Genomic DNA, 26,220 nt, shown 5'->3' with positions numbered 1-26,220 from the left:
GTCTTCACTCTATGGGGAGGCACTGACAACGGCCTGTGACACAGCGAACGGCCTGCCCGGCCCCCAGCGGGGTCGGGCAGGCCGTTGTTGTCAGAGCCCGCGGCTCAGCGCCCCAACGCCGCCTGGTCGCGGCGCCGTTCGAGCAGGGAAGCGTAGATCTCCCCCGCCCGCACGGCGGTGTTCGACAGCAGGGTCGACGTCAGGCCGTGGGTGTGTTCCGTGCCGCCCTGGAGGTAGATGTCGGCGGTGACGTTCGCGTGGGTGGCGACGCGGTGGTCGCGTCCGACGACGAGGGCGTCCTCGTCGTCGCGGCGGCACAGCTTGCCGAGTTCGCCGAGGCGTTCGTCGATGCCGCGCGGGTGGTAGCCCGTCGCGCACACCAGCAGGTCGGCGCTCAGGACGTCGCGTTCGGCGGTGGGCAGGAACTCGATGCCGATGTCCAGGCCGTCGTCGTGCGCGTCGATGTCACGGATCCGGGAGATGTTCAGCATGCGCATGCGCTGCCGCCCCTGGACCTTCTCCTGGTACATGGTCCGCGAGAGCGACTCGATGAGGTCCATGTCGACGACCGAGTAGTTGGTGCCGCGGTGGTAGTCGACGAGGGACTGCTTCACCTCCGGCGGCGCGTTGTAGAAGATGTCCACGGCCTCCGGGTCGAAGATCCGGTTGGCGAACGGGCTGTCGTCGGCGGGCGTGTAGCCGTACTTGGCGAACACCGAGCAGATCTCGGCCTCGGGAAAGTGCCGGTGGAGGTAGTCCACGCTCTCGGCGGCACTCTGGCCGGCGCCCAGCACGACCGCGCGGCGCACCGGGGTGCCCTTCTCGAGGACATCGGCGACGCGAGGGATCAACTCGCTGTTGTGGAAGACCCGATCGGAGCGCACGGCGTTGGACGGCATCCGCGGCTCCATGCCGGTCGCCACGCACAGGCTGCGCGCCCGGCGCACGATCGTCGCCTCCGGGTTCGCCGGGTGACGGCTGACCACGTCGAAGAAGACGATCTCCCCGTTCTCGGTCACCGGCTGCACGGAGAGGACCTCGGCGGAGTACTCGACGAGCCCGGCCACGCGCGCGGCGGCCCATTCGAGGTAGTCGTGGAACTCGATGCGCAGCGGGAAGAGCGTCTTCTGGTTGAGGAAGTCCACCAGCCTGTCCCGCTCCCGCAGATAGCACAGGAAGCTGTAGCTGCTGGTCGGGTCACGCATCGTGACCAGGTCCTTCAGGAACGACACCTGCATCGTGGCGTCGTCGATGAGCATGCCCCGGTGCCAGCCGAACTGGGGCTGCTTCTCCAGGAATCCCGCGCGTATCCGCTCTCCCTCGGCGGCCTTCGCATTGTGTTCCTCGACCGCGATCGCGAGGGCGAGGTTGGACGGCCCGAAACCGATCCCCAGGACGTCGTACGTCACTTCCGGCCCTTCATGTGTCGCTTCCGTGCCGCCGTACGTCGAATCCGGCCCGCTGTGCAGAGTGTTCACCCGCGTCATCGCCTCCCTAAGCAGGCACATGTTAGATAAGGTTAGCCTTACCTTGCAACGTCTGAGGAGGATCCACATGCGGGTCGCCATGTTCGGCTACCAGACGTGGGGCCACCGCACGCTGCGCGCCCTGCTGGATTCCGGGCACGAAGTGGTCCTCGTCGTCACGCACCCCAAGAGCGAGCACGCGTACGAGAAGATCTGGGACGACTCGGTGGCCGACCTCGCACAGGAGCACGGCGTGCCGGTGCTGCTGCGCAACCGTCCCGGCGACGACGAACTGCTCGAAGCGCTCAAGTCCGCGGAGCTCGACCTGATCGTCGCCAACAACTGGCGCACCTGGCTGCCCCCGGAGATCTTCGCTCTTCCGCGGCACGGGACTTTGAACGTACACGACTCGCTGCTGCCGTCCTACGCCGGGTTCTCGCCGCTGATCTGGGCGCTCATCAACGGCGAGCCCGAAGTCGGCGTCACCGCCCACCGCATGGACGCCGATCTGGACATGGGCGACATACTGCTCCAGCGCTCGGTGGCCGTCGGGCCCACGGACACGGCGGCGGACCTGTTCCGCAGGACGGTCGACCTCATCGCGCCGATCGTGCGCGACTCCCTCGAACTGATCGACTCGGGCAAGGCGGAGTGGGTGCCGCAGGACCGCGCGAAGGCCAGTTTCTTCCACAAGCGCTCCATCGAGGACAGCCGCATCGACTGGACCTGGCCGGCCGAGGACCTGGACCGGTTCGTACGCGCCCAGTGCGACCCGTACCCCAACGCCTTCACGTACCACCGCGGCAAGCGGCTGCGGATCCTGCAGGCGACGGTCTCCGAGGGCCGCTACGGCGGGACTCCCGGACGCGTCTTCATCCGCGAGGGCGACACGGTCGTCATCGTCGCGGGCGCCGACGCGCGTTCGGGCCGCTGCCACGGGCTCGCGCTCAAGCGGGTGCGGGCGGAGGACGGGACCGAGTACGCGGCGACGGACTATTTCCGCGCGATGGGCGGGTACTTGACGGCGCGCCCGTAGCGCACATCACGCGCCCCTCTGGGGGAGCCGACCAGCGCGCGGCCACCGCGGCGGAGACCGAAACTTAGGCTAGGCTAAGCTAAGAAGATCCGGCTGATCCGGCATCCCTTCCCCACCCCTCGGCCCGCCCGAAATGGGCGGGCCTGCCCATGACCTGCCCATGAATGGAGTGGCTCCGTGAGCGTGACCGCTGCCCGGGGATTCCCCGCGAGCGGGATGTCCGCCGAGGTCGAGGAATCCGGCGAACCCCAGCCCACTCTTCCGTGGCCGGAGGAGCTCCGGGGCAGCGCGGTCGTCGTGAAGTTCGGCGGCAACGCCATGGTGGACCCGGGCCTCCAGCGGACGTTCGCGCAGGACGTCGTGGAGCTGTGGCAGGCGGGCCTGCGCCCGGTCGTCGTACACGGCGGCGGGCCGCAGATCAGCGCGATGCTCGACCGCCTCGGCCTGGAGAGCCGCTTCGAGGCGGGCCTGCGGGTGACCACACCGGAGACCATGGAAGTGGCCCGCATGGTCCTTACGGGCCGGGTCCAGCGGGAGTTGGTCGGCCACATCAACACCCACGGGCCGTTCGCCGTCGGCATGACCGGCGAGGACGCGCACACGATGACGGCCGTACGGCGGCCGGCCTGGGTGGACGGCGAGCCCGTGGACATCGGGCTCGTCGGCGAGATCGTGGACGTGAACCCCGGCATGGTGCGCGCACTTCTGGACCAGGGGCACATCCCGGTGGTGTCCCCCGTGGCACGCGGCGAGGACGGCCAGATCTACAACGTCAACGCCGATCTCGCGGCGTCGGCCCTGGCCGTGGCCCTGGACGCCGAGCGCCTCGTGATGCTCACCGACGTCGAGGGCCTGTACGCGAATTGGCCGCACAGCACCGACGTGATCGATCGCCTGACGGCCGACGAGCTGGACGAGCTGCTGCCGGAGCTGGCGAGCGGGATGCTGCCGAAGATGGAGGGCTGCCTGCGGGCCGTCCGCGGCGGCGTGCGCAGGGCACACGTCCTTGACGGACGCGTGCCGCACGCGGTGCTGCGCGGCGTCCTCGGCCCGAGCAGCCCCGGCACGACCGTGGTTCCCGAGTCTCCGTCCCCTACACGGTCTTCGTGAGGATCCGCGCGTTGCGTCGCGGGTCCAGGGACGCCGCCCAGGACGGCGGCGCGAGGCGCGCGGTCGTGAGCTCGAATCCGTACCGGAGGAACAGGCCGCCACTGCCAGTCGTCGCTGTGAACAGGGCGTCGAGCGAGCGGGCGCGCGCCGCGTTCAGGACGGCGCGCAGGAGCTCCGCCCCCAGTCCGTCTCCTTGCCGGTGCGCGGCCACGCAGAAGTTGTACACAACGCCGACCTCCCCCGCGGCCGCCGGATGTGCGCGCAGACCCACGCACCCCTCCAAGGCACCGTCGGGGGCCTGCGCCACGAGGAAGTCGGCGGCCTGGGCGGCGTACAGCGCGACGGGCCGTTCCCGCAATGCCCCCGAGCGTACGAAGGGCCGCGACAGCTCGGTCAGCGCTTCGGCGTCCTCCGGCCGGGCTGTGCGCACGGAGGTCGTCGGCGCGAGCAGCGCGGGCGCGGGTGAAGGTACGTGCGTGTGCGCGTGCGGCTGTGGGACAGGGCGCGGCGTAGCCGTGATCAAGGGCTTCCTTCCTCGGTTCGACGGTCGAAGAGCGGCTCGTCGCCATGTCACCCCGACACAACATCATGGTTAGGCTAGCCTTACCTAATTCGCAAGTCCAGTCGCGAAGACCGAGGTTAGGACACCGAGGTTAGATTGGGCTCGCCTCATTCTGATGAATTTGGTCTTTCCCCTTCCCCCTCACAAGGAGACGTTCATGCGGGTCTTGACGGACAGCGGCTTCGCCGAGTTCGGGCTGCCCGGCAAGCCCGGCAGCGACGAGTTCTGGGCGGCCGCGGGGGCGGCGGCGGCTCCGGCGTCGATACCGGACGCGGACGGGGGTTGGACGACGTTGTTCCTGTGGCGGGGCGCGGATCCGGCGAGCATCGACTTCGAGAGCTGGTCAGAACCCGTGCTGCTGAGCCGTTTCGACGATACGGACTGCTGGTACGCCGAGGTGCGGATGCCCGCGAAGCTGCGGGTGACGTACCAGTTCCGCGCCGGCGACGCGGCGTACGCCGACCCGCTCAACCCGGCCGGCGCGGGCGGCGACCGGTCCATCGCCGCGACCCCCGACGCCCCGGCCCAGCCGCACTGGCCCCTCGTCGGCGCCGAGGACGTCCTGCCCGTCCCGCGCACCCGGATCCGCTGGGCCAGCGAACGGCTCGGCGGGCGGCGCACCGTGCGGGTCCACGCGGCGGGCGGCGGCGGCCCTGTCGTCCTGCTGCTCGACGGGGACGACTGGCTCTACCTGCACCCGGCCATGACCGCCTTCGACGCGGCCGTCGCCGCCGGCGACATGCCCCCGGTCACGCTCGTCTTCCTCCCGGCCAAGGACCGGGAGGCCGAGTTCACGTGCAGGCCCGAGCTGTGGGAGGCGGTCCGCGACGAACTCCTGCCGCTGGTGGCGGAGTCCGGCGTCCCCGCCGACCCGGACCGGCTCGTGGTCGCCGGACAGAGCCTCGGCGGACTCAGCGCGCTGTACGCCGCCCTCGAGTTCCCGGACCTGGTGTCCCGCGTCGCCTGCCAGTCGGGCTCGTTCTGGTGGGCGCCCGGCGCCCTGGACCGCGCGGACCTCCTGGACGGTCCGGTCGGCGGGACAATCGCCGCACGACTTCGTGACGAACGCCCCGATCTGTCCGGGCTTCGGGTCGCGTTCGACGTGGGCGCACACGAGACGCGGATGCTGCCCCACTGCGAGCCGGTCGAGGCTTTGGCCGAGCAGGCCGGTGCGACGGTGCGGGTCTCGCGGGCGGCCTCCGGCCATGACCGGGCGGGGTGGCGGGAGGCGCTGCTCCGGGATGTTGCCTGGGCGCTCACCTAGGCACACGCTCAGGCACTCAACGACGAAGCGGTTCCGGGGAGTTCGTACATCCCCGGAACCGCTCAGCCCGTCAGTGGGTCACTTCGGCCCGTCGCCGGGCCACCGGATCACCGCGCCACCGCCGAGCAGTAAGCCTCATCCCCCGCCAGCAAGTTCCGGTGCGTGTCCTCGGCCACGATGGCGCCCTCGTCCAGGACGAGGACGCGGTCCGCGGCGTCCAGGAGGGCCGGGCTGCTGGTGATGACCAGGGTGGTGCGGCCTCGGCGCAGCTTTGCGATGTTGCGCGCGATGAGTTGTTCGGTGACCGCGTCCACGGCCGTCGTCGGGTCGTGCAGGACCAGGACGTCGGTGTCGGCGGCCAGGGCGCGGGCCAGGGAGAGGCGTTGGCGCTGGCCGCCGGAGAGGTTTGCGCCGCGGTCGCGGACGGCGTAGTCGAGGCCTTCGCGGTGGAGGGCGACGACGTCGGTGAGCATGGACGCCTCGACGGCCTCGGCGACCGTCGCGCTGGTGCCGGACGGGTCGATGTTCGTGCGCAGGGAGCCCGCGAAGATCTCCCCGTCGTACGGATTCACCAGCATGTGCTCGCGCACCGCCTCCATCGACAGGTCCCCGATCTCCTGCCCGCTGACCCGCACCACTCCGTCGTACGCGTGCGGCGGGACCTTCGCCGCGAGGATCGAGGCGAGGTCGGCCGCCGCGCGCGGCTGATAGGCGGTGATCGCCACGAACTCGCCCGCGGGCACCTTGAAGTTCAGCTTGCGCAGGGTTCCGTAACGCACGCTGTCGATGTCCAGGTCCCCGCCCGCCGCCGGGCGCTCCGTGCCCGGGGTCGTCACCGGCGGAGCGGTCAGCACCAGCGCCATGCGCTCGGCCGACGCGCGCGCGACCATCACGTACTTGGGCATCTCCGAGAACAGCTTGAGCGGTTCCATGATGAACTGCGCGAGGCCCACGGCCATGACGAGCTCGCCGACGGTGATCTGGCCGCCGAACGCGAGCCAGCCCGCCGTCAGGGTCACGGCGGCGGCGAGGACCGCGTTGAGGGCCAGCGCGGTGCCCGCGTACACGCCGTTCACCTTGGCGACGGTGACCGACTGGCGCCGCGCCTCCGCGCTGACCTTCCGATAGGACCCGAACGCCGCGTGGTTGCCGCCGAAGCCGTGCAGCGGCCGCAGGCCGGTGATCAGGTCGGCGACCTTCGCGCCCGCCCGCGCCACCCGGGCCTGCTGTTCGCGGGTGCTGGAGCCGATGCGCTTGGACATCACGCTCAGTATCGACAGGATCGCGACGGTGCCCACGATCACCAGCGCGCCGAGCCTGAGGTCGGCCAGGCCGAGCGCGACCGCCGCGACCGCCACCGCGACCATCGAGCTGATCAGCATCGGCACGACTTCGACGATGTCGGCGGTCTGGTCGGCGTCCTCGGTGGCGATGGTCAGGACCTCGCCGGACTTCAGGTCGACGTCCCTGGCCACCGGTTGCAGCCCGCAGCCCGCGACCTTCACCCGCCAGCGGTGCGCCTCGGTCGTGTTGGCCTTCTGCAGGATGCGCATCCCGAACCGCCACGACAGCGACACCGTCGTGATGATCACGGCGAGCGCGCCGATGGACAGGGCGAGCGAGCCGAGGGTCCGGTCGTCCCGCATCGTGTGCTCGACGATCAGGCCGAGCGCGATGGGGAACGCCGTCTCACCGGCCTGGTACAGGCCCATGAGGACGGTGCCCCAGACCATGGCGCCGGTGTTGCGCCGCAGTGCGGTGCGGAGGATGTCGGACCCCGGGCGGGGCCGCTGCGTGTCAGTTGTCATCGAGGTGGCGGGTCTCATCGGGTCTCATCGAGGTGGCGAGCTATCGCTTCCGGGGTTCGCAGGGTGAACAGGTCACGGATCGTGATGACAGGACCGAACTCCCGGCGGAGCAGCCCGATGAGCCGCACCGCCAGCATGGAGTGCCCTCCGAGGGCCACGAAGTCGCTCACTGCGCTCACCTCGTCATCATCCAGGTCAAGTGCCTCGGCGAAGTACTCGCACACCAGGGTCTCGGTCTCCGTCTGCGGACCGCGCTCCCCAGCCGTGGTCAGCGCGCCGAGCGGCTTTGCCTCCGGCAGCGCCTTCGTATCAGCCTTCCCGTTGACCGTGAGCGGGATGCTGTCGACCTCGGCGTAGTGCGTCGGGCGCAGGAAGTCCGGCAGGCCGGCGCCCACTTCGGCGGCGACTCCGGCCAGGTCACGGCCGTCGAGCACGAGGTAGGCGGCGAGGCGGTAGGCCCCGTCGACCTGCGGGTCGGGCTGCGCGACCGCGGCGGCGAACCGCACCGCCGAGTGCGCCGCGAACGCGGCCTCGACCTCGCCCAGTTCGACCCGGTGACCGCGGATCTTGACCTGCTGGTCGGTGCGGCCCAGGTACATCAGGTTCCCGTCGGGCCGCCGGATCACCAGGTCACCGGTGCGGTACATGCGCTCGCCGGGCGCGCCGAACGGGCACGCCACGAACCGGTGGGCGCTCTGCGCGGGCTGGCCGAGATAGCCGCGCGCGATGCCGACGCCCGCCACGTACAGCTCGCCGGGAACCCCGTCGGGCAGCGGCCGCAGCCACGGGTCGAGGACGTACACGTCGGTGTTGTCGATGGCCACACCCACCACCGGGTCCTGGCACTCGAAGGTGCCGACGCCGAGGGTGTTGATGGTGTACTCGGTGGGTCCGTACAGGTTGTAGCCGACCGTCCCCTGCGTCTCGGCGAGCCGCTGCCACAGCGTCGGGGTGACGGCCTCGCCGCCGAGCAGGACGAGCGCTGGCCGCCGTCCGGGATTGTCGAGCAGGCCCTCGGCCACCAGTTGCTGCGCGTAGGTCGGGGTCACGTTGATGACGTCGATCCCGTGCTCCAGGCAGTACTCGACGAGTCCTGGCGCGTCGCGGCGCAGTTCCTCGTCGCAGATGTGCACCTCGTGGCCGTCGGCGAGCCAGAGCAACTCCTCCCACGACATGTCGAACGCGAACGACACGGTGTGCGCGATCCGGAAGACCCGGTGGCCGTGGTCCGCGAGGACCGGCTCGAAGATCCGCCGCTGATGGTTGATCAGCATGTTCGTCAGGCCGGCGTACTCGGTCACCACGCCCTTGGGCTTCCCGGTGGATCCGGAGGTGTAGATCGTGTACGCGGGGTGGCGCAGGCGGTCCGGGTCGTCCGGCGCGAACGTCACGTACGGCTCGGCGTCCGGCAGGGGGCGGTCCAGCTCGATCAGGTCGTCGGTCCCCATCGGGCCGCCGGTCAGCCGGGGCGACACGGCGCTCACGGTGAGGATCACGTCCGGGCGGGCGTCCTCCACGATCGCGGCGATCCGCTCGTCCGGGTGGTCCAGCTCCAGCGGTACGTACGCGGCGCCGACGCGCAGCACGGCGAAGAGCGCCACGATCGAGTCGAGGGAGCGCGGGATCGCGAGACCCACGGTGGTCTCGGGGCCGATGCCGCGTGCGGCGAGCACGCCCGCCACCGCGCGGCTGCGGTCCCGGAGTTGGGCGAAGGTCAGGGTCGCGCCGTGGGCGACGAGCGCCACCCGCTGCGGGTCGCGGTCGGCCGCCCGGTCGAAGCGGTCGACGACGGTGTCCGTGCCGATGTCCGTGCGGTCGGCGGCCTCGGGCCGCTGTCCCAGGCCGGGCAGTGCGCCGACCGGTCCGGTCGAGCGGGCCAGGTCTTCGAGCACGCGCACGTAGTCGTCGAGGAGACGACGGGCGCCCGCGGTGTCGCCGTCGCGGTGCTCCAGCTTGACTGTGAGTCGGTCACCAGGGGTGACGACCCACGTGAACGGGTAGTGGGTGGAGTCGTCGGCCTTCACCGAGGTGATGCCGTGCCGGGAGTTCATCTCGGCGAAAGCGTCCATGTCCAGGAAGTTCTGGAGCACGAAGAGGTTGTCGAACAGGGTGTCGTGCCCGCTGGCCCGCTGGATCTCGCCGAGGCCGAGGTGCTCGTGCTCCATCGCCTCGACCCTGGCCTTCTGTACGGCCGACAGGTAGGCGCCGACCGTGTCGTCCGGCCTGGCCCGCGTCCACATGGGCACGGTGTTGAGGAGTACGCCGACGATGTCGGAGAGTCCCTCGCCGTCGCGGCCGGACACGGTCACGCCGAACACGGCGTCGCTGCGGCCCGTGTGCGCTCCGAGCAGGAGGCCGAACGCGCCGGTGAGGACCGAGTTGAGGGTGACGCCGTGCGCCTTGGCCGCGTCCCGCAGCAGGTCCGACTGTTCGGCGGACAGCGTGTGGACGAGCGCATCCGGCAGGTCGTCCGACACGGTGGGTGTCGGTCCGGCGAGCAGCGTCGGGCCCGGGAGCGCGGCCAGGTGGTCCGCCCAGAAGCGTTCCGATACGGCGGGGTCCTTGGCGTCGAGCGCGCGGGCGTAGTCCTCGAAGCTCGGCGTGGCCGGGGCCGCGTCGAGCGGTTCGCCCGCGAGGACGGCTTCGTACGCGTCGAACAGGTCCCGCAGCACGATCTCGCGGGACCAGCCGTCCCACAGCAGCAGGTGGTAGCTGAGGAGCAGGCCGTCGCGGTCACCGGGCAGCCGCACCACGGTCAGCCGGATCAGCGGCGGCTCGCCCGGGTCGAAGCCCGTGTCGCGATCCCGGACGCGCAGCGCCTCGACCTCGGCGTCCGTGGCCAGTTCGACCGTGCGGACGTCGACCCGCCGGCCCGCCTTGAGGACCTGGACCGGGTTTCCCTCGTCGTCGGTGGTGAACCCGGCGCCGACGACGGGGTGCCGCGCGATGACGTACGCCATCGCCTCGGCAAGGGCGTCGGTGTCCAGGCGCCGGTCGAAGGTGAACCAGCTCTGCGCGACGTAGTGTCCGGCCTGGCCCGCCATCTGGGCCTGGAAGAACAGGCCCCGCTGGAGCGGGGTGACCGGCGCGGTGCGCTCGGCCGTCGCGGAGGCGTCCGCGATGCGCTCCAGCGCGTTGTGCCAGTGCCCGGTGATCTCGTCGCGGATGCCGTCGGCGAGGGTGAAGGTGGCGTGCAGGCTGCCGGTGGCCGCGTCGACCCACGCGTTGACCTCGACGGCGTACGGGCTGCCCTGATCGCCGCCGGTGATGTGCAGCGCTCGCGACTCGCTGCCCCGGCCGAGGTAGTTGAAGAGCACCTGCGGGCGGGCGGTGAGCAGCGGGGCCGTCTGCGGGTTGAGGTACCTGAGTTGGCCGTACGCGACGTGGGCGCCCTCGTCCGGCTGGCGCCCGGCGATCTCGCGCGCCGCCGCGACGGGGTCGGTGTGCGCCGTGAGCCGCACGGGCGCTATGGAGGTGAACCAGCCGACCGTGCGGGTGTAGTCGTGGTGGCCGAGCGCCGGGACCCGGCCGTGCCGCTCCATCTCGACGGCGAGGTCGGTCGGCGACGGCTGGATGTGGGTCAGCGCGGTGCGCAGCGCGCCGCACAGCAATTCGGTGAGACCGACGCCGAGTGCGGCGGGCGCGGTGCGGGTGACGCTGTCGCTCACGTCAGGCGGGAGGACGACGGTGGTCTCGCGCAACTCCCCCACTGTCGACAGCAGTTCGGGCGCCTGGAGCGTGGTGACCCAGTGCCCGAGGTCGTCGATGGCCTCGGCGGCCTGGAGCGTCAGTGCTTCCGCGTACTCGGCGTACGACGTGGTCGGCGCCGCCAGGCTCTCCCCGCTCATGGCCGTGGTCAGGTCGTCGAGGAGGACCAGCCAGGACACCGCGTCGACGGCGATGTGGTGCACGGTGACGACCAGGGTCCGGCTCGCCTCCAGCCACGAGAACGCGATGACGTCCCCGGACTCGGGGTCGAGCCGTCCGGCGGCCTCGTTCGCCACGGCCGTCGCGTCGAACGCGTCGGTCGCGTCCGTGCGGACGACGGTGACTTCGCGGGCGGGTTCGGTGCGCAGCGCCCACACGCCGTGCTCGACGCGCAGCCGGAGCCGGAGCGCCGGGTGCGCGGCCACGACGGCGTTCGCGGCGCGCTCGGCGTCGGCGAACCCGGTGCCTTCGGGTGCCGCCAGCGTCCTGGCCTGGGCGAACCGGGCGAGCGAGCCGCCCAGTTCGCGCTGGCGCAGGATGATGGGGGTCGGCGCGAGGGGGCCGTCCTCGTGGCGGACGGGCGTCTGCGCAGGCGCGGCTTGCGGTGTGCGCGTCCCCACGTGTTCCGCGAGTCCGCGCGGCGTCCTGTGCAGGAACACGTCCCTGGGCGCGAACGTCAGGCCGAGGGCCCTTGCGCGGTTGATGAGGGTGATGGCGACGATGCTGTCGCCTCCGGCCTTGAAGAAGTCGGTGTCGGCGTCCACGGCTGCGCCGGGCAGGGTGTCGGCGAAGACGCCGACCAGTTCGTCGAGCGCGGGCCCGCTTCGCTGGGAGGACTGTGATTCACCTGCGGGGCTGTGGGGGCTGGTCGCGCAGTTCCCCGCGCCCCTAAGGGAGTCCGCCTGCACGTCGGCCTGTGCTGCGCGGGCAGCCAATGCTTTGCGGTCCAGTTTGCCGTTGACCGTCAGGGGCAGGGCGTCCGCCCGGAGCACCCGGCCCGGCACCATGTGCACCGGCAGCTTCGTGGACAGCAGCGCGGCAAAGTCGTCGGGCGCTCGGCCCACGACGTGCGCGACGAGGTGGTCGTCGGTGTCCGCCACCGTGACCGCCACGTCGACCACACCGTCGAGCTCCCGGAACGCGCCCTCAACTTCGCCCAACTCGATCCGGAATCCCTTGAGTTGGACCTGGTCGTCGGCGCGCCCCGCGAACTCCAGCTCGCCGTCGAGCGTGCGGCGGGCGAGGTCGCCCGTGTGGTACATGCGGGAGCCGTCGGCCGCGAACGGGTCGGCCACGAACCGGCCCGCGGTGAGGCCAGGTCGGCCCAGGTAGCCGAGCGACACCTGGTCGCCGGCGACGTAGATGGCACCGACACGGCCCGGCGGCACCGGCCGCAGCCGGTCGTCGAGCAGGTAGGTGGCCAGGCCGGGGATCGGACCGCCGATCGGGCTGACGTCGTCGCCGAGGCCGAAGTCGTCGTCGGTCAGCACCCGGTGGGTGACGTGCACGGTGGTCTCGGTGATGCCGTACATGTTGACCAGCTCGGGCGTGCCGGTGCCGTGCCGCTCGGCCCAGCCGCGCAGCCGCCCGAGATCGAGCGCCTCACCGCCGAAGATGATCCGGCGCAGCGCCGTGACCGGCTCACCGGCGTGCCGGTCGGCCTCGATGAACTGGTAGAACGCCGACGGCGTCTGGTTGAGCACGGTCACCCCGCGCTCGCGGACCAGGCGGTGGAAGTCGACCGGGGAGCGGGTGAGGGCGTACTCCGGCAGCAGCAGCTCGCCGCCGTGCGCGAGCGCGCCCCACAGCTCCCAGACCGCGAAGTCGAAGGAGTACGAGTGGAACTGGACCCACACGTCGTCGGGCCCGAAGTCCATGTCCGGCCGGGTGTTGGCGAGCAGCGTCACCACGCTGGAGTGCGGGACGACGACGCCCTTGGGGCGGCCGGTCGATCCGGACGTGTAGATGACGTACGCGGGGTCGTGCCAGTCGGCCTCGGGCGCGACGCCACCGGTGTCCGTCGGCAGCTCGTCGCCCTGCACCAGCACGCGGGCCGACACGCCCGCCTTGGCGAGGAGTTCGGTGAAGCGGTCCCGCTGCTCGCCGTCCACGAGGACGACCTGCGGGGCGGCGTCGGCGAGGATGTACTCGAGGCGTTCGTCCGGGTACGCCAGGTCGAGGGGGACGTAGGCACCGCCCGCGCTGACGATCGCGACCAGGGCGACGACCTGTTCGAGGGAGCGCGGGGCGGCCACGGCGACCCGCTTGCCGGGGCCGACCCCGGCGGCGCGCAGGGCCGAGGCCAACTCGTCCTTCGCGTCGGCCAGTTCGCCGTACGTGAGTGACCTCGTGTCGCCGTCGAGGCCGCACTGGGTGACGGCGGTGGCGGCCGGGTCGCGGCGTGCGGCGGCGTCGAAGAGACCGCCCAGCGTCGTCGGCGTGATCCGCTCGGGGCTCCGGTCGCCCTCGGGCACCAGGTCGTCGACCAGGGCGTCCGGGCGGGCGAGCAGGCGGGTGAGGGTCTCAGTGAACGTGTCCAGGATCGCCTGGGCGCTCGCCTCGCGCAGCAGCTCACCGTCGTAGATCAAGTTGAAGCGGGGACGGCCGTCGAGCGCGCGCTCCACCACCAGCGTCAACGGGTAGTGCGGGGCGCCCTCGTTCACGATGTCGGAGATGACCAGCTTGTGTCCGGGTCCGCGCAGTGCGGCGACGTCGGTGGCGACGTCGAAGACCACCAGGGTGTCGAACAGGGAACCGGCACCGGCCTGGCGGCCGATCCGCGCCAGCGAGACGTGCTGGTGCGGAAGCACCGCGCTCTGGTGTGCGCGCACCGAGGCGAGCAGGTCGCGCGCCGTGGTGTCGGCGGCCCAACGGGCGCGTACGGGAATGGTGTTGATGAACAGGCCCACCATGTCCTCGATGCCGGGCACCTCCGCGTCCCGCCCGGACACGGTGGAGCCGAACACGACGTCCTTGCCGTGCAGGATGCCGCCCAGTGTCAGGGCCCAGGCGCTGTGCACGGCCACGCTCAGCGGCACACCGGCCGACCGGACGGCCGCGTCGATGTCGTCCCCCGGCTCCACGGCGATGTCGGCGAACCGGTCGGAGGGGGTGTGCCCCTCGGCGACCAGTGAGGAGCCGGGCAGCTCGGCGAGCTCCTCGCGCCAGACCCGGTCGCTCTCGTCGTCGTCGCGTTCGCCGAGCCAGCGTACGTAGTCGGCGAAGCCGCCGAGCGGGTAGACGGTGCCCGGCGCGTGGTACTCGGCGAGGAGCGCGCGGAGCATCGGCGGCACCGACCAGCCGTCCGCGATGATGTGGTGCACGGTCTGCACCAGGACGTTCCGGCCGGAGCCCGCGCGGATCAGCGTGCAGCGCATCAGCGGTCCGGTGGCCAGGTCGAACCCGGCGCGCCGGTCGCCCTCGGCGTACTCGCGTATCTCGGCGTCGGTGATGCCGGGGCGGTCGAGGGTGGTGAAGGGTGCCTGGACGCCGCTGTCGAGGACGGAGACCACGCGGCCGTCGGCGAGGGCCACGAACCTCGCGGCCAGGTTCGGGTACAGCGTGAGCAGCCGGGTGGCCGCCGCCGCGAGCCGGTCGGCGTCCACCTCGCCGTCCAGGGTGAGGAGTTGCTGCTCGACGTAGGCGCCCGCGGAGTCGTCGTCGAAGACCGAGTGGAAGTACAGGCCCTCCTGGAGCGGGGTCAGCGGCAGGACGTCCCGCAGCGCCGGACCGTCCAGGGCGTCGACGTCGGCCTGCGTGAGCGGGACGAGGGGGAAGTCGCTGGGGGTGTGGCCGCCGCCGTCGAGCGCGGCCAGCGCGGCCAGGGTCTCGCGGAAGTACGCGCCGATGGTCGTGATGTCCTCGTCGGTGAACATCCCGTCGGGCCAGGAGATGGTGGTGACCAGTTCGTACTCGCCGGACGAGCCGTTCGAGTCGGATGAGCCGGTCGAGCCGCTCGCGGCGGGTTCGGCGATCGCGTTGAACTCCAGGGCGCGCGGCAGCCGCATCTTCGGGTCGCGCTTCTCGCCCAACTGACCGGTGGCGCCCGCGAGTTGCCAGTCCCCGGGCGAGCCCGCGTCGAAGCGGCCCAGGTAGTTGAAGAGCACCTGCGGCGCGGGCGCGTCGAACGCGGTGTCGGTGAGGTAGCGCAGGGCGCCGTACGAGACGCCGTTGCTCGGCACCCGGGCGAGGTCTTCCTTGACCGCCTTGAGCGCGGCGGCGAGGTACGCGGGCGTGGTGAAGCCGGCCGCGGTGCCGGGGTCCACGGTCACCGGGAACAGGGTGGTGAACCAGCCCACGGTCCGCGAAAGGTCCGGCTCGAAGCCCGCGGTGCCCGCCACGAACTGCCCCTCGCGGCCGTGGCCTTCGAGTTCGATGTGCGCGAACGTCTGGTCCTGCCCGAGGTCGCGGCGCCAGCGGGCGAGGGTGACGGCGAGGGCGGTGAGGAGTACGTCGTTGACGCCCGCGTGGAACTTGGCGGGTATCTCGCCGAGCAGCGCGGCCGTGACCTCGGGGCCGACCGAGACGGTCCGTATCCGCTCCCGGGCGACGGTGTCGGCCTCGGTCAGCTCCCGCCTGCCCACTGGCTGGTCCGCTCCCGGCAGGGGCCGCTGGAAGTAGGCGCGGTCCGCGTCGAACTCCGCGCGGCCGAGGAGCTGCGTCCAGCGCCGGAACGACGTCCCCACCGGGGGCAGCTCGATCGGCGTGCCCGCGGTGAACTGCCGCCACGCCGTGGCCAGGTCGTCCATCAGGACCCGCCAGGACACGCCGTCGATCACCACGTGGTGGACGACCACGACGAGCTGTCGTGCCTCGCGGCGCCAGACGGCGCGCAGCATCGCGCCGTCCGCCGGGTCGAGTCCTTCGGTGGCGAGCGTGACGCACTCGTCGAGCGGCCGGTCGCTCTCCTGCCAGGCGGCGCCTGCCTGGTCCGCCTCGGGGATGTCGAAGCTCCAGCGGTCGCCGCGCACCAGCTTGGCGCGCAGCATGTCGTGCCGCGCGACCAGAGCGCCGAGGATCTCGTCGAGGGCGTCGGCGGTCAGGTCCGCCGGGGTGTTCAGGACGACGGACTGCACGAAGCCGTCGATGGCGTCCGTGGTCTCGCCGAGCCACTGCACGATGGGCGATCCGACGACGGTGCCGGTGGCGGCGTCGGCGTGGTCCACGGCGGCGACGTCCTCGCGGCTCGCGACGGCCGCGAGGGCGCCCAGGACGCTGTTGGTGAAGATCTGTCGTGCGGTGACGTAGAGTCCCGCGTCGCGCAGCGCGCTCAGCAGGGATATCGCGAGGATGCTGTCGCCGCCGAGCTGGAAGAAGTCCTGGTCGGCGCCGACCTCGTCGAGTTGCAGCAGGGCCGCGACGGCCGCGCACACCACGCGCTCGTTCTCGGTGGCGGGTGCGACGAGCGTGCCCGTGCCGATGACGGGCTCCGGCAGTGCGTTCCGGTCGAGCTTGCCGTTCGCGGTGAGCGGGAACTCCGTCATCACGACGAGGTGGGCGGGCACCATGTACTCGACCATGTGCTCGGTGGCCCACGCCTTGACGTCGTCCGCCCGCAGGTCCTCGCTCCCTGCTGCAGGGATGACGTACCCGACCAGGTAGGTGCCGCCCGCGGCGTTCTTCTTGGCGACGACACAGGTGTGGCGTACGCCCGGGTGCTCGGCGAGGCCGGCTTCGACGTCCTCGATCTCCAGGCGCATGCCGCGGATCTTGATCTGGTTGTCGGCGCGGCCGAGGAAGTCGAGGGATCCGTCCGGGGCGAACCGGGCGAGGTCACCGGTCCGGTAGAGCCGGGACCCGTCCCCGGCGAAAGGATTCGCCACGAACCGGGAGGCCGTCAGGCCTGCCGCGTTGACGTATCCGCGTCCCAGCAGGAACCCGCCCACGTACAGCTCGCCGCCGACGCCGACCGGCACCGGGCGCAGTTCGTCGTCGAGGACGTACAGCTGGGTGTTGGGGTTGGCCTTGCCGATCGACGTCGACAGTCGTTCCGCGGCGCCGCGGTAGATGACGTGCGAGACGCCGATGGTCGTCTCGGCGGGGCCGTACCCGTGGTACATGGGGATGTCGAGCTTGGTGCGGAACCGCTCGTAGAGCTCCGGGGTCAGCACCTCGCCGCCGCACCACACGTGCCGCAGGCTGTCCAGGCGGCCGGAGTCGCCCGCGATCTCCAGGAGCACGTCCAGCATGGACGACACCAGGTACGTGAAGGTGACGCGCTGCTCGGCGATCACGCTCAGCAGGTGGTGCGGGTCGCGTTCGCCGCCGGGCCGCAGGACCACGAGGCGGCCGCCGCTCACCAGCGGCAGGAAGATCTCGTTGATGGAGATGTCGAAGGACAGCGGCGCCTTGAACAGCGACGCGTCGTCGTGGCCGAAGCCCAGGATCTCGTCGACCTGCCACAGCAGGCGCTCGCTGATGGCTTCGTGCCGGATCATCGCGCCCTTGGGACGCCCGGTCGAACCGGACGTGAAGATGACGTACGCAAGAGCGTTGCCGGGGGCGGTGATTCCGGTCCCCTCGGCCGGCAGGGCACCGAACCGCCAGTCGTCGAGGTCGACGGCGACGGCTTCGGGTTCGCTCGGGTCGTGCGCGCCGGAGTCGTTGAGCTGCAGCACGACCCGGGCGTCGTCGATGACGACGGCGCGGCGCGCGGCGGGCCACTGCGGGTCGAGCGGCACGAACGCGCCGCCCGCCTGGAGCACGCCGAGGAGCCCGATCACCATCTCGGCGGAGCGGCCGAGCGAGATGCCGACGACCTGTTCGGCGGTGAGCCCGCGCGCGATCAAGTGGTGGGCCAACTGGCTGGAGAGTTCGGCGGCCTGACGGTAGGTCAGCGACCGGTGCTCGTCGACGATGGCGACGGCGTCCGGCCGGGTGCGCGCCTGCTCGCGGAACATCTCCACGATGGTCGGGCGGACCCGGTCGGCGGCGGTGTCGTTCCATTCGGCCAGGGTCGCGAGCCGCGCCGCCACGCCGGACGGGCCGATGGTGCCGAGGGGCCGGTCCGGGAAGTCGGCCAGGTCGTCGAGGGCGAGCTGCGCGTCGGCGGGCTCGACTCCGTCCGGGACGGTGATGCTCCGGTCGTCCGCGCCGACTCGCCAATCGCCGGGCCCCGCACCGCCGTTGTCGACCCACCCGAGGACGTCGGCGAACAGGGTGCCGGGGGCGAGGTCGATGCCCTCGGGGCTCCGGCCCGTCGCCCAGTACGCAAGGCCGATGGCGCAGGCTTCGGTGATGGTCCTGTCGGGGTAGTCGCCCGCTCGCCGGCGTACGTCGGCCAGGCGCGCGGGAGAGAGCAGTACGAGACGAGCGGGCGATTCCATCATCGGAGACTCAGCATTTCCTTCCAAGGACCTAAGTTAGTCCCACCTTACTAAGGCTTACCTAACTACCTTCTCGCCAGGCTCGCCACAGTCGTGCGTACCGGCCGCCCAGCGCCACCAACTCGTCGTGCGTGCCTTGCTCCACGACGCGGCCCGCGTCGAGCACGGCGATCCGGTCCGCCGCCATCGCCTGGGTCAGCCGGTGCGCCACGAACAGCGTGGTCCGGCCCGCGCACGCGGCGAGCACGGCCCGCTCCAGCTCGGCGGCGCCCTCGCTGCCGGCCTCCGCGGTCGACTCGTCGAGCACCACCACCGGGGCCCGGCCCAACACGAGGCGGGCCAGGGCGATATGGGCGACCTTGGTGACGTCCAGGCGTTCGCCGCCCTCGCCGACCAGGGTGTCGAGGCCGTCGGGCAGGGCGTCGACCCAGCCGTCCGCGCGGACCGTGCGCAACGCGTCCATCAGCTCGGCGTCGGTCGCGTCCGGCGCGGCGAGCCGCAGGTCGTCGGCGAGCGTGCCGGAGAACACATGCGTCTCCTGCGTCAGGATGCTCACCAGGGCCCGCGCCCCGGCCTCGTCCAGGTCGGCGAGGTCGGTCGAGCCGATGCGTACCGACCCGGCCTGCGGGGTGCCGATGCCCGCGATGAGCGCGGCCAGGGTCGTCTTGCCCGCGCCCGTCGCGCCCACCAGGGCGAGCGAACCGCCTGCCGGGATCGTCAAGTCGACGTCCCTGAGCACCGGTTCCTCGGTGTCGGGGTAGCTGAAGGTCAGCCCCTGGACCGTCACCGCGTACGGAGCGGAGTCCGCCGGCGCGACGGTCGTGTCGCCCACCAGGCGGTCCTCGGCGTCCTCCCCCAGCACGCCGACCAGGCGGGTCAGGCTCGCGCCGGACTTCTGCGCCTCGTCGAAGGTGAACATGATGGCGCCCAGCGGCGTGAAGAGCCGGTGGAACATCAGCGGCGCCGCCGACACCTCGCCGAGGCTGGCCGCGTCGGCCTCCAACAGGGCGTATCCCACCACGAGGATGAGGACGAGCCCGATGAACTCGGCGCGGTTCTCCCGGCCGACGAACCTGCCGAAGAACCGGAACACGTCGATGCCGTAGTTGCGCACCCGCCAGGACTCGTCGGTGACCTTCTCGCGGAAGGTGTCCTCCAGGCGGTACGCCCGGACCGTGTCGATCCCGTTCAGGCCGCTGATCAGCGCCTGCGCGCGGTCGGCCTGGGCCACCCGCTGCTTGCGGTAGAGCGGGGCGGACCGGGGCAGATACCAGCGCAGGGCCAGCGCGTACGCGGGCAGGGCGCCGGCGCCCGCGAGGCCGAGCCGCCAGTCGAGGCCGAACATGCCGACCGTGGCGATGAAGACGAGCACGCCCGCGGAGAACACCGTGGGGATGGCCGTGCGGATGCCCTTGGACAGCACGGCCACGTCGTCACCGACCCGGGACAGCACGTCCCCGCGGCCGACCTGCTCGATGCGTTGGCTCGGCATGCCGAGGACCGCGCGGACGGCGGCTTCCCGCAGTTGGGCGAGGAGATCCGCGCCGAGCCTGCCGATCAGGTAGGTCGACACCGCGGTGGCCGCCGCGCCGAGCAGCGCGGCGGCGGCCATCAACACGCCCACGGTGACCAGGATCGAGCGGGACTCCCCCTCGACCACTCCGTCGACCACCCGGCCGAGCAGGAGCACCGGGAGGACTTGGAGCGCCGCCCCGGCCACCGTGCTGAGCACGGTGGCCGCGGTCAGCCACGGCATCTCGCGGCAGTGTGCCGCGACCCATCGGGTGGCCTCGCGTCCGCTCGCCGTGCCCAGGGTGGCCGGGGCGACGCGTGTTTCCGTCGTGCTCACACCTAGTCGACCGACTTGACGAGCTCGTCGATCGCGTACGGCAGGGACAGCAGCGTGCCCTGGGACATCGCCGCGCCGACCGCCGGGCCCTCGCTGTCCAGCAGGTACGACACGTTGCCCTTCTTGACCGCCTTCAAGTTGGTGAACAACTTGAACTTCTTCAGGGCTTCCTGGTCGGCCTTGTCGTTGATGACGAAGAGGTGGTCGACGTCGACCAGGTCGATGCGCTCGGGGGAAAGGACGGTGAAGAACTTGCCGTCCGCGATCTCGTCGATCTTCTTCTGGCCCTTGAAGCCGATGCCCGTGACCAGGCGTCCGCGTACGTCGGTGGTGGTGAACGGCGCGATCGAGTCCTTGTACCAGGACAGCGGGACGGCGGTCTGCTTGGCGAACTCCGGGTGGTCCTTCTTGGCCTTGTCGAGCTTGGCCTGGATGCCCTTTACCAGCTTCTTGCCCTTGGCCTCCTGGCCGAGCGCCTTGCCGATGTGCACCGCGTTGTCCTGCCACGGAGCGCTGAACGGCTCCTTCTCCGCCTTGGTGCGGCCCACCGTCGGGGCGATCTTGGAGAGCTTGTCGTAGCCGCCCTTGTCGATCTCGGAGTAGACCGCGATGATCAGGTCCGGCCGCAGGGCGGCGATCTTCTCGTAGTTGGGGCCGGAGTCGCCGTTCTTCATGACGACCTCGGGCTTGGTGTCGCCCCACTTGTCCTTCACCCAGGGCCACTGGGTGTTGATGTCGGGGCTCTTGCCCGAGGGGTTCGGGTACTGGTCGGTCATGCCGACCGGCTTGACGCCGAACGCCAGGACGGCCTGGTCGTCGGTGTAGCCGACGGTGACGACCCGCTTGGGGGCCTTGGATATCTTCGTCGACCCGAACGCGTGCTCCACGGTGACCGGGAAGTTGCCGGCCGCGGCAGCGGGAGCGTCGTCACTCTTCTTGTCGTCCGAGGAGTCAGAACCGCATCCCGCGAGGAGGCCGACACCGAGGGCCGCGGCGGACACTGTGGCCGCCACCCGCCGCCAGGGCCGCATGAGCGTCGTTCGATGGAGTCGCATCCAAGATCCCTTGCCTTCACGCTGTCCGGTTTTCGCCCCTACTTAGGGCAGGCAAACTTTATCTCGCCAAGATGAGGTTAGCCTAGCCTAAGTCTCAACTTGTCGGCGCCGGGGCCAGGTCGATCTGGACGTGCGTGCGGCCGATCGGCACGATCAGCGGCCGATCGCCCACCGGATCGTCAATCACCCTGGCCCGCAGGCCGAACGCCTCGTGCAGCAGCTCGGCGGTGATCACATCACGCGGGTGCCCCTGCGCGAGCACCGACCCCTCCGCCATCACGATGAGGTTGTCGCTGTAGCGCGTGGCCAGGTTGAGGTCGTGCAGCACCATGACGACGGTGCGCCCCGACTCGTGCAGGTCGTCCACCAGGTCGAGCACGTCGACCGCGTGCGCCAGGTCCAGATAGGTGGTGGGCTCGTCGAGGAGCAGCAGGTCGGTGCCCTGGGCCAGGGTCATCGAGATCCAGACACGCTGGCGCTGACCGCCGGACAGCGCGTCGACCGGCCGGTCCGCCAGGTCGGACACCCCGGTCATGGCGAGGGCGCGCTCCACGACGTCGGCGTCGTCCGACGACCACTGGCGCAGCCAACTCTGGTGCGGATGGCGGCCCCTGGCGACCAGGTCCGCCACCGTGAGCCCCTCCGGCGCGACGGGCGCCTGCGGCAGCAGGCCGAGCTTCTTGGCCACGTCCCTGGTCTTGAGCTTGACGATGTCCTCGCCGTCCAGGACGACCGTCCCCTTGGTCGGCCTGAGCAGCCGCGTCAGGGTCCGCAGGAGCGTCGATTTCCCGCAGCCGTTGGGGCCGATGATCGTGGTGATCACCCCTGGCGGGATCGTCACGTCGAGATCGTCGATGACGGTCCGGGCGCCGTACCCGACGGTGACGCCCTTGGCTGCCAGCCGTGCGGGGTCGACCACCCCGGACTCGATCTCGGTTATGTGCTGAGCGACCACAAGCCCCCCTCGCCTATTAAGGTTTGCCTCACCTTTGTACCAGCTATCTCAGGCTGCCCCTTGCCTGAGGTTCGCCCGTACCAGCAGATATACGAGGAAGGGGCCGCCGATCGCGGCGGTGACCACGCCGACGGGCAGCGTGATCGGCAGAGCCGTGCGCGCGACCAGGTCCGAGCCGATGAGGAGCAGCGCCCCGACCATGCCGGAGGCCGCCATCGGGGGCGTCGGACACCTCGCGAGGCGCATCGCCACCTGCGGCGCCACCAGCGCGACGAACGGGACCGGCCCGGCCGCGCTCACCGCCACACCGGCCAACAGGACCGCGCAGAGCAGCAGGACCGCCCGCACCATCTGGTAGCGGACGCCGAGGCCCGCGGCCACCTCGTCGCCGAAATGCATCGGTTTGAACTGAAATGCCACGCAGGACACGACGACCAGGAGGGCGAGCGTGCCCCAGATCGCCAACCGGACCTCGTCCCACGACCGGTCGTCCAGCGAGCCGACCAACCACGCCTGGGCCCGGGCCACATCCCTGATGTCGGCCGAGACGAGCAGCCAGGTCGTGATCGCCTCCATCACGGCGCTCACCGAGATGCCGATGAGGATGAGCCGGAAGCCGTCGATCCCGCGCCGCCACGCCAGGAAGTACACAAGGAGGCCCGTGCCGAGACCGCCCGCGAGCGCCGCCGCGGACAGGCCCACAGTGCCCGTGATCGCCGCGCTGGCCCCGCCCGACACCGTCACCAGGAACACCGCGACGGCGCTGGCGCCGTGGGTGATGCCCAGGACGTCCGGGCTGGCCAGCGGATTGCGCGCGATGGACTGGGTGAGGGCCCCGGACACGCCGAGCGCGATCCCCACGACGAGCCCGGCAAGGGCACGCGGCATCCGCAGGTCCATGATGATGAACTGGTCGACCTGCTCGCCCCGGCCGAAGATGGTGGCGATCACCTGGGGCAGGCCGATGGGGAAGTCCCCGATGGAGATGGACAGGCAGAAGACCAGGAAGGCCGCCGCCGCCAGCAGCAGCGTCACGCTCACGATCCAGGGCCGCCAGACGAACGACACCCGGCCGAGGCGCACCCCCGGCGCCACCGATGACTTCACGTTTGTCCCGTTCATGCGCTCTTGGGTCCCGTTCATGCGCTCTTGAACTTTCCACGCCACACCAGGCCCGCGAAGAACGGGGCGCCGACGAGGGCCACGACGACCCCCGCGTCCAACTCGCCCGGCCGCACCACCAGGCGCCCCACGATGTCGCACACCAGCAGAACGACGGCGCCGAGCACACCCGCGTACGGCACCAGCCAGCGGTAGTCCGGGCCGGTCAGGTAGCGGGCCACATGGGCCACCATGAGCCCGATGAACGCGATGGGGCCGCACGCCGCCGTCGCCGCGCCCGCGAGCAGCGTGATGGCGGCGATGCCGATGGTCCGGGTCAGCGCGATGTTCACGCCGAGGCCCCGCGCCACGTCGTCGCCCAGGTTGAGCAGGTTGAGGGCGGGCAGCGTGATCGCCGCGAGGACGAGCCCGGCCACGATGAACCCGGTGACCGGCCAGATGACGTCGAATCCGACGCCGGCAACGGAGCCCGCGTTCCAGAACCGCAGCGCGTTCAGCGACTCCTTGTCGGACAGCGCAACGGCCGTGGTCATCGCCGCGAGGAACACCGTGATCCCCTGCCCGGCCAGCGCGAGCGTCAGCGGATTCCCGGCCCCCCGGCCGATGCTCGCGAGCCCGAACACGACGACACCGGTGACCGCCGCCCCCGCGAAGCCGAACCAGACGTACTGGAACGGGTTGGAGAGCCCGAACACCGCGATCACCGACACCACGGCGAACGAGGCGCCCGCGTTCACCCCCAACAGGCCCGTGTCGGCGATGGGGTTGCGCGTGTATCCCTGGATCAGCGCTCCGCCGACGCCCAGGGCAATGCCCGCCACGATCGCGAGCACCGTCCGGGGCACCCTGACGGTCTGCACGATGAGCCTGATCTCGGTGAGCCGCTGGTCGGAGTCCGGTGCCGAGAACAATCCGTGCCACACGTCGGCGGGGCTCAAGGCCCGCGCGCCGACGGCCAACGACACCACCGCCGCGATCACGAGGATCGCCACCAGCGTGCCCAAACCCGCCACCCGGCGCCGACGGGCCTCGGCGACCCTGGCTGCGGGGCGCTCAACTGCAGTCGTGCCCATGGCGAAGTACGTTATCCCTTTGATCGGTTACGCAACGGCGCACCCCGGAGTTTAGGTGAGCCTAAGTTAAACCTAGTGGCGTTTCGGCGGAGCAACCAGGTTCCCAAGACCGACAGCCCCCGGACCTCCACAGACCCGCGTTTGAAAACTAAGGTAAGCCTTGCTTTACTGACGCGGGTCAACCCCTGCCCTGAGGAGGAACCCCATGCGGGTCGTCATGTTCGGCTATCAGACCTGGGGGCACCGCACGCTCCAGGCCCTTCTCGATTCCGAGCACGACGTGGTGCTTGTCGTGACGCACCCCAAGAGCGAGCACGCCTACGAGAAGATCTGGAGCGACTCGGTCGCCGATCTCGCCGAGGACAACGGCATCCCCGTCCTCCTGCGCAACCGGCCCGACGACGACGAGCTGTTCGAGGCGCTCAAGAGCGCGGACCCGGACATCATCGTCGCCAACAACTGGCGCACCTGGATTCCGCCGCACCTGTTCAACCTGCCGCGCCACGGCACGCTGAACATCCACGACTCGCTGCTGCCGAAGTACGCCGGCTTCTCCCCGCTGATCTGGGCGCTGATCAACGGCGAGCCCGAAGTGGGCGTCACCGCGCACATGATGAACGACGAGCTCGACGCCGGTGACATCGTCCGGCAGGAGGCGGTCCCGGTCGGGCCGACGGACACCGCCACCGACCTGTTCCACAAGACCGTCGACCTCATCGCCCCGGTCACCATCCGCGCGCTCGACCTCATCGCCGCCGGACAGACGGAGTTCACCAAGCAGGACCGCTCCCAGGCGAGCTTCTTCCACAAGCGGGCCGACGAGGACAGCCGCATCGACTGGAACTGGCCGGCGGAGGACCTCGAGCGCCTGGTCCGCGCCCAGTCGGAGCCGTACCCCAGCGCGTACACCTTCCACAAGGGCAAGCGCCTCGAAATCCTGGCAGCGGTGGTGTCCGAGGGCCGGTACGGCGGCACCCCCGGCCGCATCTTCTACCGTGAGGGCGAGGGCGTGGCGATCGTCGCCGGCGCCGACGCCCGCTCGGGCCGCAACCACGGCCTGGCCATCACGCGCGTACGGACCGAAGACGGCCGGGAGTTGGCCGCCACGGAGTACTTCACCTCCATGGGCGGCTACCTGACCAGCCGCCCCTGACGCCGAGCCCTGAGCCCTGAGTCCTGAGGAGACACCGCAGATGAGCAACCCGTTCGACGACGCCGAGGGCCAGTTCTCGGTGCTGGTCAACGACGAGGGCCAGCACAGCCTGTGGCCCGACTTCGCCGAGGTGCCGGCCGGCTGGAGCGTGGCCCACGGCCCCGCCGACCGCCAGTCCTGCCTGGACTACGTCGAGGCCAACTGGACCGACCTGCGGCCGAAGAGCCTCCAGGAGACGGCCCGCGGCTGACGCGCGCGGCGAAAGCTGACACGCGCGCGAGCACGTGCGACACGAGAAGGGGCCGGGCCGCGAGTGATCTCGCGGCCCGGCCCTTCACTTTCCCTGAATCAGGAGGGCAGTTCGCCGTTCGGGCTCATCGTGTCCACGCTGACCGGCAGCACCGCGGCGACCTTCTCCGCGACCTCGTCCGCACTGGAGCCGATGACGGCGGCGATCCGCTCGACGCTGCCGCCGAGGGCCTTGGTGAGTTCATCGGCCGTGAGGGGCAGGTTCTCGCCCGTGCTCACCCAGGAGTCGAGCTTGTCGCCGAGGCCGGCCTGACGCAACTCCTCGATGGCGGCGCCGACCTGGCTCCCGTCGAAGAGGGAGGCGATGAGGGTGTGCTCCAGGGGCGAAACCGGCGCTTCGAAGGCAGCCATGTCTTTCTCCAATGCGTAGCAAAGTGGATCGATGATTCCCGGGCGCGACGGCCGGTCGTCACCGGGTTTCACCG

The 26,220-nt window shown here is 71.0% G+C and carries 15 protein-coding genes; 5 read left to right on the top strand and 10 right to left on the bottom strand.

All coding sequences use genetic code 11. From position 1 onward, the window contains the following. Nucleotides 1-104 precede the first annotated feature (104 nt). The gene (locus AC0KTA_RS35990; RefSeq protein ID WP_481052382.1) at nt 105-1,487 is read right to left on the bottom strand and encodes a lysine N(6)-hydroxylase/L-ornithine N(5)-oxygenase family protein; all 1,383 of its coding nucleotides are present in this window, start codon (nt 1,485-1,487) and stop codon (nt 105-107) included. A gap of 67 nt (nt 1,488-1,554) precedes the next feature. Here AC0KTA_RS35990 and AC0KTA_RS35985 point away from each other — a divergent pair, with 67 nt between their 5' ends. After that, nucleotides 1,555-2,502: a methionyl-tRNA formyltransferase gene (locus tag AC0KTA_RS35985; protein ID WP_481052381.1), complete on the top strand. Its 948-nt coding sequence runs from the start codon at nt 1,555-1,557 to the stop codon at nt 2,500-2,502. A 216-nt stretch (nt 2,503-2,718) separates the two neighbouring features. Continuing rightward, nucleotides 2,719-3,612 (top strand): acetylglutamate kinase, encoded by an 894-nt coding sequence (gene argB, locus AC0KTA_RS35980; RefSeq protein WP_481056683.1) that lies wholly within the window; start codon nt 2,719-2,721, stop codon nt 3,610-3,612. Here the strand turns inward: argB and AC0KTA_RS35975 are convergent. Next, nucleotides 3,596-4,135, bottom strand: coding sequence for a GNAT family N-acetyltransferase (locus tag AC0KTA_RS35975; protein WP_481052380.1), 540 nt, complete (start codon nt 4,133-4,135; stop codon nt 3,596-3,598). The two genes, argB and AC0KTA_RS35975, sit on opposite strands and share 17 nt — an antisense overlap. A 196-nt stretch (nt 4,136-4,331) precedes the next feature. On the opposite strand from AC0KTA_RS35975, the gene AC0KTA_RS35970 reads away from it, so the two are divergent. Beyond that, nucleotides 4,332-5,438 carry an alpha/beta hydrolase-fold protein gene (locus AC0KTA_RS35970; protein ID WP_481052379.1) on the top strand — a complete coding sequence of 369 codons (1,107 nt, stop codon included), beginning with the start codon at nt 4,332-4,334 and terminating at the stop codon, nt 5,436-5,438. A gap of 107 nt (nt 5,439-5,545) precedes the next feature. Here AC0KTA_RS35970 and AC0KTA_RS35965 read toward each other — a convergent pair whose 3' ends face one another. The 7 genes from AC0KTA_RS35965 to AC0KTA_RS35935 all read right to left on the bottom strand — a co-directional run bounded on the left by AC0KTA_RS35965 (nt 5,546) and on the right by AC0KTA_RS35935 (nt 24,333). Further along, nucleotides 5,546-7,246 carry an ABC transporter ATP-binding protein gene (locus AC0KTA_RS35965; protein ID WP_481052378.1) on the bottom strand — a complete coding sequence of 567 codons (1,701 nt, stop codon included), beginning with the start codon at nt 7,244-7,246 and terminating at the stop codon, nt 5,546-5,548. A 14-nt stretch (nt 7,247-7,260) separates the two neighbouring features. Further along, nucleotides 7,261-18,282 carry a non-ribosomal peptide synthetase gene (locus tag AC0KTA_RS35960; RefSeq protein WP_481052377.1) on the bottom strand — a complete coding sequence of 3,674 codons (11,022 nt, stop codon included), beginning with the start codon at nt 18,280-18,282 and terminating at the stop codon, nt 7,261-7,263. Between the two features lie 58 nt (nt 18,283-18,340). Continuing rightward, entirely contained in the window at nt 18,341-20,128 is a 1,788-nt protein-coding gene (locus AC0KTA_RS35955; RefSeq protein ID WP_481052376.1) for an ABC transporter ATP-binding protein, read from the bottom strand. A 2-nt stretch (nt 20,129-20,130) separates the two neighbouring features. Continuing rightward, complete coding sequence (locus AC0KTA_RS35950; protein WP_481052375.1) at nt 20,131-21,183, bottom strand: iron-siderophore ABC transporter substrate-binding protein; 1,053 nt, start codon at nt 21,181-21,183, stop codon at nt 20,131-20,133. A 94-nt stretch (nt 21,184-21,277) separates the two neighbouring features. Beyond that, a complete protein-coding gene (locus AC0KTA_RS35945; protein WP_481052374.1) occupies nt 21,278-22,138 on the bottom strand; it encodes an ABC transporter ATP-binding protein in 861 nt (286 codons plus the stop codon). Nucleotides 22,139-22,186: 48 nt separating this feature from the next. Further along, nucleotides 22,187-23,260, bottom strand: a complete 1,074-nt coding sequence (locus tag AC0KTA_RS35940) for a FecCD family ABC transporter permease (protein WP_481052373.1) — start codon at nt 23,258-23,260, stop codon at nt 22,187-22,189. A 17-nt stretch (nt 23,261-23,277) separates the two neighbouring features. Beyond that, a complete protein-coding gene (locus tag AC0KTA_RS35935; protein ID WP_481052372.1) occupies nt 23,278-24,333 on the bottom strand; it encodes a FecCD family ABC transporter permease in 1,056 nt (351 codons plus the stop codon). 205 nt (nt 24,334-24,538) lie between these two features. Here AC0KTA_RS35935 and AC0KTA_RS35930 point away from each other — a divergent pair, with 205 nt between their 5' ends. Both AC0KTA_RS35930 and AC0KTA_RS35925 read left to right on the top strand, forming a co-directional pair. Beyond that, nucleotides 24,539-25,486, top strand: a complete 948-nt coding sequence (locus AC0KTA_RS35930; RefSeq protein ID WP_481052371.1) for a methionyl-tRNA formyltransferase — start codon at nt 24,539-24,541, stop codon at nt 25,484-25,486. A 40-nt stretch (nt 25,487-25,526) separates the two neighbouring features. After that, nucleotides 25,527-25,736 (top strand): MbtH family protein, encoded by a 210-nt coding sequence (locus AC0KTA_RS35925; protein WP_481052370.1) that lies wholly within the window; start codon nt 25,527-25,529, stop codon nt 25,734-25,736. Between the two features lie 98 nt (nt 25,737-25,834). Here the strand turns inward: AC0KTA_RS35925 and AC0KTA_RS35920 are convergent, their stop codons facing one another. Further along, entirely contained in the window at nt 25,835-26,146 is a 312-nt protein-coding gene (locus tag AC0KTA_RS35920; RefSeq protein ID WP_481052369.1) for a YidB family protein, read from the bottom strand. Between the last annotated feature and the right edge of the window lie 74 nt (nt 26,147-26,220).

Source organism: Streptomyces sp. Y309, from assembly GCF_056712025.1.
The sequence above is the reverse complement of the archived record's forward strand: the minus strand, read 5'-3'. Positions and strand labels throughout refer to the sequence as shown.

Excerpts from the sequence above, each read along its gene's own strand:
- AC0KTA_RS35990 (WP_481052382.1), bottom strand. The coding sequence starts at position 1,487 with ATGACGCGGGTGAACACTCTGCACAGCGGGCCGGATTCGACGTACGGC.
- AC0KTA_RS35985 (WP_481052381.1), top strand. The coding sequence starts at position 1,555 with ATGCGGGTCGCCATGTTCGGCTACCAGACGTGGGGCCACCGCACGCTG.
- argB (WP_481056683.1), top strand. The coding sequence starts at position 2,719 with ATGTCCGCCGAGGTCGAGGAATCCGGCGAACCCCAGCCCACTCTTCCG.
- AC0KTA_RS35970 (WP_481052379.1), top strand. The coding sequence starts at position 4,332 with ATGCGGGTCTTGACGGACAGCGGCTTCGCCGAGTTCGGGCTGCCCGGC.
- AC0KTA_RS35965 (WP_481052378.1), bottom strand. The coding sequence starts at position 7,246 with ATGACAACTGACACGCAGCGGCCCCGCCCGGGGTCCGACATCCTCCGC.
- AC0KTA_RS35960 (WP_481052377.1), bottom strand. The coding sequence starts at position 18,282 with ATGATGGAATCGCCCGCTCGTCTCGTACTGCTCTCTCCCGCGCGCCTG.
- AC0KTA_RS35950 (WP_481052375.1), bottom strand. The coding sequence starts at position 21,183 with ATGCGACTCCATCGAACGACGCTCATGCGGCCCTGGCGGCGGGTGGCG.
- AC0KTA_RS35940 (WP_481052373.1), bottom strand. The coding sequence starts at position 23,260 with ATGAACGGGACAAACGTGAAGTCATCGGTGGCGCCGGGGGTGCGCCTC.
- AC0KTA_RS35935 (WP_481052372.1), bottom strand. The coding sequence starts at position 24,333 with ATGGGCACGACTGCAGTTGAGCGCCCCGCAGCCAGGGTCGCCGAGGCC.
- AC0KTA_RS35930 (WP_481052371.1), top strand. The coding sequence starts at position 24,539 with ATGCGGGTCGTCATGTTCGGCTATCAGACCTGGGGGCACCGCACGCTC.
- AC0KTA_RS35925 (WP_481052370.1), top strand. The coding sequence starts at position 25,527 with ATGAGCAACCCGTTCGACGACGCCGAGGGCCAGTTCTCGGTGCTGGTC.
- AC0KTA_RS35920 (WP_481052369.1), bottom strand. The coding sequence starts at position 26,146 with ATGGCTGCCTTCGAAGCGCCGGTTTCGCCCCTGGAGCACACCCTCATC.